At 63.3% G+C, this 11963-nt stretch carries 10 protein-coding genes; 8 read left to right on the top strand and 2 right to left on the bottom strand.

Going from position 1 to position 11963, the window contains the following annotated elements; translation table 11 throughout:
- Positions 1 to 130 precede the first annotated feature (130 nt).
- Both RWT78_RS23345 and acnA read right to left on the bottom strand, forming a co-directional pair.
- Positions 131 to 697, bottom strand: coding sequence for a TetR/AcrR family transcriptional regulator (locus RWT78_RS23345; RefSeq protein ID WP_003944970.1), 567 nt, complete (start codon positions 695 to 697; stop codon positions 131 to 133).
- Positions 698 to 877: 180 nt separating this feature from the next.
- Positions 878 to 3679, bottom strand: a complete 2802-nt coding sequence (gene acnA / locus RWT78_RS23340; RefSeq protein ID WP_003944995.1) for an aconitate hydratase AcnA — start codon at positions 3677 to 3679, stop codon at positions 878 to 880.
- Between the two features lie 455 nt (positions 3680 to 4134).
- On the opposite strand from acnA, the gene RWT78_RS23335 reads away from it, so the two are divergent.
- The 8 genes from RWT78_RS23335 to RWT78_RS23300 all read left to right on the top strand — a co-directional run.
- Positions 4135 to 4725 (top strand): DUF6676 family protein, encoded by a 591-nt coding sequence (locus RWT78_RS23335; RefSeq protein WP_021332993.1) that lies wholly within the window; start codon positions 4135 to 4137, stop codon positions 4723 to 4725.
- Positions 4726 to 5176: 451 nt separating this feature from the next.
- The gene (locus RWT78_RS23330; RefSeq protein WP_314681214.1) at positions 5177 to 6748 is read left to right on the top strand and encodes an NlpC/P60 family protein; all 1572 of its coding nucleotides are present in this window, start codon (positions 5177 to 5179) and stop codon (positions 6746 to 6748) included.
- A 150-nt stretch (positions 6749 to 6898) separates the two neighbouring features.
- Complete coding sequence (locus RWT78_RS23325; protein WP_003944917.1) at positions 6899 to 8095, top strand: MoxR family ATPase; 1197 nt, start codon at positions 6899 to 6901, stop codon at positions 8093 to 8095.
- Positions 8092 to 9084 carry a DUF58 domain-containing protein gene (locus tag RWT78_RS23320; protein ID WP_003944991.1) on the top strand — a complete coding sequence of 331 codons (993 nt, stop codon included), beginning with the start codon at positions 8092 to 8094 and terminating at the stop codon, positions 9082 to 9084. The genes RWT78_RS23325 and RWT78_RS23320 overlap by 4 nt, the downstream gene beginning before the upstream one ends.
- A complete protein-coding gene (locus tag RWT78_RS23315; protein ID WP_019748426.1) occupies positions 9081 to 10061 on the top strand; it encodes a VWA domain-containing protein in 981 nt (326 codons plus the stop codon). The genes RWT78_RS23320 and RWT78_RS23315 overlap by 4 nt, the downstream gene beginning before the upstream one ends.
- A 70-nt stretch (positions 10062 to 10131) precedes the next feature.
- A complete protein-coding gene (gene fabG1 / locus RWT78_RS23310; RefSeq protein WP_007727875.1) occupies positions 10132 to 10881 on the top strand; it encodes a 3-oxoacyl-ACP reductase FabG1 in 750 nt (249 codons plus the stop codon).
- Between the two features lie 54 nt (positions 10882 to 10935).
- Positions 10936 to 11733, top strand: coding sequence for an NADH-dependent enoyl-ACP reductase InhA (gene inhA / locus RWT78_RS23305; RefSeq protein ID WP_003944803.1), 798 nt, complete (start codon positions 10936 to 10938; stop codon positions 11731 to 11733).
- Between the two features lie 90 nt (positions 11734 to 11823).
- A partial coding sequence (locus tag RWT78_RS23300; RefSeq protein ID WP_314681222.1) for a ferrochelatase occupies positions 11824 to 11963 on the top strand: 140 nt, incomplete at its 3' end.

The following is an 11963-nucleotide window of genomic DNA, read 5'->3' as shown; positions in this document are numbered from 1 at the left end:
CATCCTCCGGCCCGCCGGCAACGCGGACCACTGGACGCAGGAATACCTCGAGCTTATCCTGCGCGCCTAACCCCGGGGGCGCTTTTTTGGTCGTACCAACAACCAAAATGGCGCACAGGGGCGAAGCCCCTCAATCTCTCCGCCGCACCGATTCCTCGACCAGATCGAGAACCGCTGACAGGTTGTCGACGCCGTGGCCGGAGGCGATTCTCGCGACCAGGCCGTCCATCACCAGATCCAGATACCCGATCAGAATTTCGGTGGGAACGTCGTCACGGAGCCGACCGGCCGATTTCTGTCTGGCGAGGCGCGCACTGGTCGCTTCCGTCAGTTCTACGGAGCGCTGCGACCACTTCTCGCGGAAATCGGCGTCGTTGCGCAGTCGACGCGCTATCTCCAGTCGCGTTCCCAGCCAATCGAATTGATCGGGCTGCGCGAGCATGTCCCGCATGACTTGGACGAGTCCCTCTTCGGCGACGACATCTGCCATCCGGCTCGCATCCTCGCTTGCGAGAGCGAGGAACAGGCCGTCCTTGTCCTTGAAGTGATGGAAGATCGCTCCGCGGGACAAACCGGTGACTTCTTCGAGACGGCGAACTGTGGCGCCGTCGTAGCCGTATTCCGCAAAGCAGCGGCGGGCGCCGTCAAGGATCTGACTGCGCCGTGCCGCGAGATGGTCTTCACTGACCTTGGGCACGGGCATCCCTCCTTTGTCGGGTTGCCTGTGAACACTTTCGGCCGTAGGCGCTGAATGTCGACTCAGTGCACAAAGCGCTCACGACCACCGATGAAACCTGGTTCGCCTTCCGGCGAAAGTGGTCGTGAGCGCTTTGTGACCCGTCAGGGGCCGAAAGTGCTCACAGGCACGTAGTGCCTACTAGCCCCGGATCATGTTGCGAAGCACGTACTGCAGGATGCCACCGTTGCGGTAGTAATCCGCTTCGCCGGGGGTATCGATGCGTACGACTGCGTCGAACACGACCTTCTCGCCGTTCTCGCGCGTCGCCGTGACCTTCATGGTCTTCGGGGTGACGCCCTCGTTGAGCTTCTCGACACCTTCGATGTCGAAGGTCTCGGTGCCGTCGAGCTTGAGCGAACCTGCGGACTCGCCGACCGGGAACTGCAGCGGGACAACGCCCATGCCGATCAGGTTGGAGCGGTGGATGCGCTCGAACGACTCGGTGATGACGGCCTTGACGCCGAGCAGGCTCGTGCCCTTGGCTGCCCAGTCACGCGAGGATCCGGAGCCGTACTCCTTGCCGCCCAGGACGACCAGCGGGATGCCGGCTGCCTGGTAGTTCTGCGACGCGTCGTAGATGAATGCCTGCGGTGCGCCTTCCTGCGTGAAGTCGCGGGTGTAACCACCCGAGACGTCGTCGAGGAGCTGGTTGCGCAGACGGATGTTCGCGAACGTTCCGCGAATCATGACCTCGTGGTTACCGCGACGCGAGCCGAGCGAGTTGTAATCCGCACGCTCGACGCCATGGGAGTCGAGGTACTGCGCAGCGGGGGTGCCGACCTTGATCGGACCTGCCGGGCTGATGTGGTCGGTGGTGACCGAGTCGCCGAGCAGTGCGAGGACGCGAGCGCCCTTGATGTCCTTGACCGGAGCCGGATCCATCGTCATGCCGTCGAAGTAGGGTGGCTTCCGCACGTAGGTGGAGTTCACGTCCCACTCGAAGGTGTCACCCTTCGGGGTTTCGAGGTTCTGCCAGCGGCTGTCGCCCGCAAAGATGGTTGCGTACGACTTGCGGAACATGTCCTGGTCGATCGAGGACTTGATCGTCTCTTCGATTTCCTGCGTGGACGGCCAGATGTCCTTGAGGTAGACGGGGTTTCCGTCGGTGTCGTTACCGAGCGAATCGGTCTCGAAGTCGAAGTCCATGGTTCCGGCGAGGCCGTATGCAATCACGAGCGGCGGGGAAGCCAGGTAGTTCATCTTGACGTCGGGGGAGATACGTCCCTCGAAGTTACGGTTACCCGAGAGCACCGCGGTGACCGAGAGGTCGTTGTCGTTGATGGCCTTCGAGACTGCCTCGGGCAGCGGTCCGGTGTTACCGATGCACGTGGTGCAGCCGTAACCGCCGAGGTAGTAACCGAGCTTCTCGAGGTACGGCCACAGGCCGGCCTTCTCGTAGTAATCGGTGACGACCTGCGAACCGGGAGCCATGTTGGTCTTGACCCACGGCTTGGTGGCGAGGCCCTTTTCGACGGCGTTGCGTGCGAGCAGTGCAGCACCGAGCATGACCGACGGGTTGGACGTGTTGGTGCAGGAGGTGATACCTGCAACGACGACGGCGCCGTGGTCGAGAACGAACTCACCGGCGTCGGACTTGACGACGACCGGCTTGCTCGGACGGCCTTCTGCACCGTTGGCAGCAGAGAGAACGTCGACCGCTCCGTCGTCGGCAAACGACAGAACCGCGGGATCGGAAGCCGGGAAGGACTCTTCGACGGCCTCGTCGAGCTGGGTGTGCTCGGTCGGGTGGTTCTCTTCCACGTAGTTGTGGATGTCCTTGCGGAACGCAGTCTTGGACTCCGACAACAGGATTCGGTCCTGCGGGCGCTTCGGGCCGGCGATCGAGGGAACAACGGTTCCCAGATCCAGCTCGATGTACTCCGAGAAGACGGGTTCCTTGTCGGGGTTGTGCCACAGGCCCTGTTCCTTGGCGTACGCCTCGACGAGAGCGAGCTGCTCGTCGCTGCGGCCGGTGAGGCGCAGGTATTCGATGGTCTCGGCGTCGATCGGGAAGATCGCTGCGGTGGAACCGAATTCGGGGCTCATGTTGCCCAGCGTCGCGCGGTTCGCGAGCGGAACCTCGGCAACACCGTTGCCGTAGAACTCGACGAACTTGCCGACGACGCCGTGCTTACGGAGCATCTCGGTGGCGGTGAGCACGACGTCGGTTGCGGTAACGCCGGGCTTGATCTCACCGGAGAGCTTGAATCCGACGACGCGGGGGATCAGCATGGAGACGGGCTGGCCGAGCATTGCTGCCTCGGCCTCGATGCCGCCGACGCCCCAGCCGAGCACGCCGAGGCCGTTGACCATCGTGGTGTGCGAGTCGGTGCCGACACAGGTGTCGGGGTATGCCTGTCCGTTACGCGACATGACGGTGGGTGCCAGGTATTCGATGTTGACCTGGTGAACGATGCCCATTCCCGGGGGGACGACCTTGAAGTCGTCGAATGCGCCCTGGCCCCAACGGAGGAACTGGTAACGCTCGCCGTTGCGCTCGTATTCGAGGTCGACGTTGCGCTCGAGTGCGTCGGCCTGGCCGAAGACGTCGAGGATGACCGAGTGGTCGATGACCATGTCGGCGGGGGAGAGCGGGTTGACCTTGTTCGGGTCGCCACCGAGGGTGGTGACGGCCTCACGCATGGTGGCGAGGTCGACGATGCAAGGAACGCCGGTGAAGTCCTGCATGATCACGCGGGCAGGCGTGAACTGGATTTCGATGCTCGGCTCGGCTGAGGGATCCCAGCTTGCGATTGCGCGGATGTGATCCGCGGTGATGTTGGCGCCGTCTTCGGTGCGGAGAAGGTTCTCGGCGAGAACCTTCAAGGAATAGGGCAATTTCTCGGTGCCGGGGACGGCCGAGAGGCGGAAGATCTCGTAAGAGTTCTCACCGACCTCGAGGGTTCCCTTGGCTCCGAATGAATCGATACTGGTGCTCACGTCTGCTCCACTCGTCTATGAGGGTCGCTACCGACGGGGCTGTGTCGGCAGCTGAAGCGAGGTACTTCGGCCGGGAAGATCCTCCGTAGCTCACGCCAATCGCACAGTTCGCGTGAGAACTGTCCGAACATCGGAGCTGCAGTAGAACCTGTCCTGACCGGTGGTACCTCTTGGTCCAAGTCTAACAGTACGCTTGTCCTGTGAGAATTCAGGGCAAGTTGACCGAAACAATCTTCATGCAGACTGCGGGCCTGCGCAACGCAGGCTTGGCTGGGTGACCGCACCCACAGCTACCGCTCGGGCGGCACGCGCGGCGGTTGTGTGTGACGCCTGGTGGCAGTCGACCTGAAGTAGGGTGCATGCAGGCCCGTCGCGGGTCGGCCGCCGAAAACGACCTCGGAAGAACTCCCCGCATCTCAGCGGTGGACGGAATCCGAACAGCACCCGGATGAGAGATGTCTGCTCCTACAAATCACGCTTTTGCGCCTGTGCACGTGAAGTCCCCGTTGCACGTCGCTGTTCCGTCGGACGTCGATCTCGACGACGTGCTCGCGGACATTTCGACGGACGGCGTCTCCGCCCCCGCGGATGATGTTGCGGGGCTGACCGCGGTGGTGACCGACGCTCGTGAACGTGGTGTCGACTTGAGCGTCGTAGTAGTCGACGCAAATCCGGGCCGGCCGTCCGATCTTCGAGACCTGGCCACGACGGTCGGCAAAACAGAAGGCGGAACGGTTCTCGTTCTGAGCCCTGACTGGATGGGTAGCTACAGCGATTCGATCAGTCGAGTGCAGCTCGAAACTGCACAGGACCGATCTTTCGGCGAAAGCGCAAGCGTGACCGCGGACCGCTTCTCGCACGAGATCGTGGCGCCAGGTCCGCCGTGGACGCTTTACACGGTCCTTGTCATCGCAGTGGTGGCGGTTATTGCCGGAATTACCTTTGCCGTCAAGTGGCGGCGAGAGCCAGAAAACGCGCAAACCAGACATATCGCCTCGACTTCGGAAACACCAGCACCATCCGACCACCGGGCCGATTCCGTCTGACCTTGGTCCTTTTGCGAGATTTTCAGTAACTCGTCGAAAACAGGTACTCACCGCTGTTTGCGGTGAGTACCTGCCCTTTTTGGTGTCTGCATGCCATTCGACCAGCTCAAATACCGTTTGTGTTATTTGTGGCTAAAGTTTCCAAAGAACGCTTGAGTGTCGTACGGTACAACTGGCACTTTTTGGGGAAGAAGTGTCGCAGACAGGCTGATGTTGTTCGACGCGTACTTGTCGGTTGCCTTGTTCTCGAGGTGTCGACGGTGGCGTTCGTACGACACGTCCAGGTCGACGAGCAGCTCTCGGGCTGTGGGCGACCGGTGCTTGGTCTGCGCATTCCCTCCCCGCACGGATCGGCGACCCAGCGGGCCGTGGCGTTACACGCGAGGGAGAGTTATTTGTGAGGCAAGTAACACGTGGCGGCGAGTCCCGTCGTGGTCCTTCCCGTAAATCGATGCGCCTGGCGCAACTGGTCATCGGATTCGGCGTCGTCGGATCCCTGATCGTCGGGACGCCGGCCATGTCCTCGGCCGTACCGCCACCGCCGCCGAATCCGAGTGACTCGGATATCGCCGCGGCAGATTCGCAGGTCTCGTCGAGCGTCGGCACCGTCAGCGCGCTCATCAATCAAGTCGCATCGGCAAACGAACAGTTGTCGGCACTCGACAACGAAGTTGCGATCAAGCGTGAAGACGTCAACAAGACTCTCGTGGATCTGCAGAACGCTCGCGGCGCCGCAGACTCCGCAGCGCAGGCCGTCGGAGTCACGAAACAAGCTCTGAAGGACGCGTCGGCGCAGATCGAGGTCGCTCAGACGGACTTCGACAAGTACGCACGCTCGAGCTACGTCAAGGGCACCAATACTGCGTCGATCTCGTCGTTCCTCGACGCCAAGGGTCCTGGCGACGTTCTCGACCGCGCCCAGGTCCTCAAGCTTCTCGCCAATACGCAGAGTGCAGTGCTCGACGGTCTCCAGCGAGCACGTACCGAGCAGGCGAACAAGGATTCCGCGACCCGCCAGGCCAAGCAGCAGGCCGATGCCGCCGCCGAGGTCGCCGCGCAGCTGAAGGATCTGGCGGAGCAGGCGATTCAGATCGCGCGCAACGCTCTCGATCAGCAGGTAGCCAAGAAGGCCGCGATCGAAGCCGAGCGCAACTCTGCCCAGGCTCAGCTCGACGCCGCCCGCAACGCCGTCGCCGGCTTGCAGGGTCAACGCCAGGCATACGCGACCTGGGACGAACAGCGCCGCGCCGAGGAAGCTCATCAGAAGGCTCTCGAAGCCGCTGCCAAGGAAGCGGCCGCTCAGGCCGCCGCCCGTGCCGCTGCCGACCAGGCAGCCAAGGATCGAGCTGCCGCACTGGCAGCAGCCCAGCGTCCGCACACCGCGGTCGAAGACCCGACTCCGACCGTCATCCCGGACGACGACGACACCTGGACTGACGAAGAAACAGGGACCGACGAGGAAGAAGAAACAGGGACCGACGAGGAAACAGGCACGGACGAAGAGACCGGCACCGACGAGGAAACGGTCACGACGCCCAAGCCCACCACCCCGAAGCCGACGACGCCGAAACCCACCACTCCGAAGCCCTCCGTCACCGGAAGCGCTGCAATCGAATCCGTCATCGACCGCGGAATGTCTCAGCTAGGCGTGCAGTATGCCTGGGGCGGCGGCGACGAGAACGGTCCGACGCGAGGCATCCGTGACGGCGGCGTCGCTGACAGTTACGGCGACTTCAACAAGGTCGGGTTCGACTGCTCCGGCTTGATGATTTATGCCTTTGCCGGCATCGGGATCTCGCTGCCGCACTACACCGGCTATCAGTACACCGCAGGCACGCAGGTTCCGTCTTCGGAGATGAAGCGCGGCGACATGATCTTCTATGGCCCCAACGCCAGCCAACACGTGGCGCTCTACCTCGGTAACGGTCAGATGCTCGAGGCACCACAATCCGGTTCGAGTGTCATGGTCTCACCGGTTCGGTGGGGCGGAATGACGCCGTACGCCGTCCGACTGGTGTCCTGACCGTCAGAGGAAATGCCGCTGACACCCGCATTGTCAGGGAAGTATCAAGTTCCCGACGTGGTGTTACGGCATCGAGCGCAACTACCTGGAATAGTTGACGGGGAACACGTTACTGTCGGTACTTTTCTAGGTGAAAGCGATGGATTCTTGGTGACCTCACGTGAAGATTCGGTCGGAACGGTCGACGTAAGCAAGGCGAGTGGAAGTGCGGACGGAGCAGCACCTTCCCTGGCAGCCGACGTTCAGACCTTGGAACGAGCGATTTACGAGGTCAAGCGAGTCATCGTCGGGCAGGACCGGCTTGTCGAGCGCATTCTCGTCGGACTTCTCGCCAAGGGGCACGTCCTCCTCGAAGGCGTACCCGGTGTCGCCAAGACGCTGGCTGTCGAGACTTTCGCGAAGGTCGTCGGCGGTTCGTTCTCCCGCGTCCAGTTCACCCCGGACTTGGTGCCCACCGACCTGATCGGCACGCGCATCTACCGTCAGGGCCGCGAGGAGTTCGACACCGAACTCGGACCCGTCGTCGCCAACTTCGTGTTGGCCGACGAGATCAACCGTGCCCCGGCCAAGGTGCAGTCCGCGCTCCTCGAGGTGATGGCAGAACGCCACGTCTCGATCGGTGGCAAGCGGTACCACATGCCCGATCCGTTCCTGGTGATGGCGACGCAGAACCCCATCGAGAACGAGGGCGTCTACCCGCTCCCCGAAGCGCAGCGCGACCGCTTCCTGTTCAAGATCCTCGTCGATTACCCGACAGTGGAGGAAGAACGCGAAATCGTCTACCGGATGGGCGTCGCGGCCCCGGAGCCGCACCAGATCCTCGGTCCGGAGGAGTTGGTCAGGCTCCAACGCGTCGCCAGCAACGTCTTCGTTCACCACGCGCTCGTCGATTACGTTGTCCGGGTCATCGCCGCTACGCGTACGCCGCGTGAAGTCGGACTCGAGGACGTCGCAGGCTGGATCGCGTACGGTGCCTCACCCCGTGCGACGCTCGGCATCATCGCCGCGTCGCGGGCCCTCGCTCTCGTCCGCGGGCGCGACTACGTAGTGCCGCAGGACGTCATCGAGGTGATCCCGGACGTGTTGCGTCACCGTCTCGTTCTTTCCTACGACGCCATGGCCGACGAGGTGACTCCCGACGCCGTCATCGCCCGGGTGCTGCAGACCGTCGGACTGCCGCAGATCGCCGCGCGGCCGGTTCCTACCGTTCCCGGACCGCCCCAGCAGGGCGCACCGCAGGCACCGCAGTTCAACGCACCGGGCACAGCTAACCCACAGGGCACAGCTAATCCGCAGGGCAACGGCGCGCCGATCGCGACCGCTGAGACGATGAGTCGCCCGCAGTGACCGAAGGCCGCGACGGTGGCCAGGCGACACCCGCCGGATCCACCGGTTCTCCGCCGTCGTTCCGATCCGGCGAGCTCAGCGACCCCAAACTCACCGCTGCGCTGCGCACCCTCGAACTGACGGTTCGCCGCCGCCTCGACGGTGTGCTGCACGGCGATCATCTCGGCCTGATTCCCGGTCCGGGTTCGGAGCCGGGAGATGCCCGCGAGTATCAGCCGGGCGACGACGTGCGGCAGATGGACTGGTCCGTCACCGCACGGACGACGCACCCACACGTGCGTCAGTCGGTCGCAGATCGTGAGCTCGAGACGTGGCTCGTCATCGACTTGTCCGCAAGTCTCGACTTCGGGACCGCCGGATGCGAGAAGCGCGACCTGGTCGTCGCCGCAGCCGCGGCGATCACTCACCTGACCAGTTCGGGCGGTAACCGCGTCGGCGCCATCATCTCGACCGGCGCACAGACAACTCGAATTCCGGCCCGCGGTGGGCGAATTCACGCACAGGCGATGCTCCGCAAGATCGCGACGACTCCGCACGCGCCGGACGGGGTACGCGGTGATCTGGTCGGCGCGATCGAAGCGCTCAGACGCCCACAGCGTCGACGCGGACTCGCGGTGGTCATCAGTGACTTCCTCGGACCGATCGACTGGGAACGCTCGCTGCGCGCCATTTCAGGACGGCACGACGTGCTCGGTGTCGAAGTGGTCGATCCGCGAGACCTCGAACTGCCCGACGTGGGCGACGTGGTGCTCCACGATCCCGAGTCCGGCCGGACCAGAGAATTCACCACGACGCCGCAATTGCGCGCCGACTTCGCCAGAGTCGCCGCCGAGCACCGCGTCGAGGTCAGGCAAGCTCTACGTCGTTGCGGCGCACCGCTCATGTCCCTGCACACCGATCGGGACTGGATCGCCGACGTCGTGAGATTCATCTCGGCACGCCGACACAGTTATGGTGCCGGCGCCGGAACTGGGGGCGTTCGTTCGTGAGTCTTTCTCAATTCACCGCACCGTGGTGGCTGCTGTTCCTCGCTGTCATCGCTGCGTTGGTGGTCGGTTACGTACTCGTGCAGAAGCAGCGGGCCAAGCACACACTTCGGTTCACGAACTTCGCACTGTTGGAGAAGGTCGCGCCTTCGCGGCCCGGGCGGTGGCGTCATATTCCGGCGATTCTGATGGTCGTCGCATTGGTGTTCTTCACCGTCGCCCTTGCCGGTCCGACGGCAGACAAGAAGGTCCCGCGAAACCGTGCCACGGTGATCCTCGTGATCGACGTGTCGCTGTCGATGCAGGCCACCGACGTCGAGCCGACGCGATTGGCAGCAGCGCAGGAAGCTGCCAAGTCGTTCGCCGACGGTCTGACTCCCGGCATCAACCTCGGGTTGGTCGCATTTGCCGGAACCGCTTCGGTTCTGGTGTCGCCCACCACGAATCGTGACGCGACGAAGGTCGCCATCGACAACCTCAAGCTCAGTGAGCGAACGGCGACGGGCGAAGCGATCTTCACCTCGTTGCAGTCGATCGACACGCTGTCGGCTGTTCTCGGCGGCAGCGATCAGGCGCCACCGGCGCGCATCGTGTTGCTGTCCGACGGTAAGCAGACCGTTCCCGAGAACTCGGACGATCCGCGGGGCGGATTCACCGCTGCCCGTCAGGCCAAGGACAAGGGCGTTCCGATCTCGACCATTTCCTTCGGAACGACATACGGGCGAGTCGAGATCGAAGGGGACCGAATCCCCGTCCCGGTCGACGACGCGTCATTGAAGGAGATCGCCAACCTGTCCGGCGGAAGTTTTTTCACGGCATCGAGCCTGGAAGAACTGCGCCAGGTGTACGACACGCTCGAAGAGCAGATCGGTTTCGAGACGACTCGAGGCGATGCGAGTCGACCTTGGTTGGTCCTCGGCGTCGTGTTCGCGACCGCTGGTCTGACGATCGCCCTGGTACGCAGGCAGCGTCTGCCTTGATCGAGAGCAGTTCCGAATTGTCCAAATACCGCTGGTACGCGGCCCGCAGAGAATTGATAGGTTGATCGCCATGTCTACCCCTCCCACGACAGTGGTTTCCGAACGGACCGTCACCACACCGCGCTCGGTGCTCGTCACCGGCGGTAACCGCGGAATCGGCTTGGCCGTCGCTCAGCGGCTCGCCGCAGACGGCCACAAGGTAGCCGTCACGCACCGCGGTTCCGGTGTCCCCGAAGGGTTGTTCGGCGTCGTGTGCGACGTCACCGACACCGAGTCGATCGACCGGGCGTTCAAAGAGGTCGAAGCGCACCAGGGGCCGGTCGAGGTCATCGTCGCCAATGCCGGCGTCACCGACGACACACTGATCATGCGGATGAGCGAAGAGCAGTTCACGAGCGTCGTCGACGCAAATCTGACCGGAACCTTCCGCCTCTCGAAGCGTGCGACCCGTTCGATGCTGCGCGCGCGTTTCGGACGGTTCATCTTCCTCGGTTCGGTGGTGGGTCTGGCAGGACAGGCCGGCCAGGTCAACTACGCCGCGTCCAAGGCAGGCATCGTCGGTATCGCTCGTTCCCTGACCAGGGAACTCGGCTCGCGTTCGATCACCGCCAACGTCGTCGCACCGGGTTTCATCGAGACCGACATGACGGCCGCCCTGGGCGACGACGTCAAGGACAAGGCCACCGAGTTCATCCCGTTGCAGCGGACCGGAAAGCCGGAAGATGTTGCAGCAGTTGTCAGTTTCCTCGCCTCCGACGATTCGGCATACGTCTCGGGTGCAGTCATCCCCGTCGACGGCGGACTCGGCATGGGGCACTGACCCGCTTTTCGTACACACACCTTTCTCGTACGTCTGAAATCAGGAGGACATCTCATGGGCGGCTTGCTCGAGGGTAAGACCATTCTTGTCACCGGCATCATCACCGATTCGTCGATCGCGTTCCACGTGGCCAAGGTCGCGCAGGAGCAGGGCGCGAAGGTACTGATCACCGGATTCGATCGTCTGCGCCTCATCGATCGCATCGCCCAGCGACTGCCGCAGCCCGTGCCGCCGGCAATCTCGCTCAACGTCCAGAGTTCGGAGGATCTCGCATCTCTCGCCGAGCGTGTTCGCGAGCTGGCTCCCGAGGGTATCGACGGCGTCGTCCACTCGATCGGCTTCGCTCCCCGTTCCTGCCTGGGAAGCCCGTTCATGGACGCGCCGTGGGAGGACGTGGCGGTCGCACTCGAGGTGTCCGCATACTCGTACAGCGCGCTGGCCAAGGCGTTGCTGCCGGTGCTCAACGACAACGCGTCCATCGTCGGAATGGATTTCGATCCGGCACGCGCAATGCCGTTCTACAACTGGATGGGCGTCTCCAAGGCGACGCTCGAGGCCGTGAACCGCTACGTGGCCAAAGAGGTCGGCGTTCGTGGCATCCGCTCGAACCTGGTGTCCTCCGGCCCGATCAAGACCCTGGCCGCCAAGGCCATTGCCGGTGACAGCACCGGTCCGGGCGCGGAGTTGGACAAGCTGAACACCGCCTGGGACGGTGCTGCGCCCATCGGCTGGGACGTCGACGATCGCGAGCCGGTCGCCAAAACGGTCTGCACCGTTCTCTCGGATTGGTTGCCCGGCACGACCGCGTCGATCATCTACGTCGACGGCGGCTTCCACGCGATGGTCGGCTAGTAGCACCCCTTCTACTACGCAGGTGAGTACCCGGGTGACTCCCGCCGAACGGCATCGCGCAAGATTGAACTCATGACCGCAAGTATGGACATGCAGTTCGATGCTCTTCTCGTTTTGTCGTTCGGCGGTCCCGAGAAACCCGAAGACGTACGGCCGTTCCTCGAAAACGTCACCCGCGGTAGGGGCGTGCCACCGGAGCGGCTCGACGCCGTCGTCGAGCACTACATGCA

Source organism: uncultured Rhodococcus sp. (genome assembly GCF_963525155.1).
GTDB classification, from domain to species: domain Bacteria; phylum Actinomycetota; class Actinomycetes; order Mycobacteriales; family Mycobacteriaceae; genus Rhodococcus_F; species Rhodococcus_F qingshengii.
Note: the sequence above shows the minus strand (reverse complement) of the source record. Positions and strands in the feature narration are given on the sequence as shown.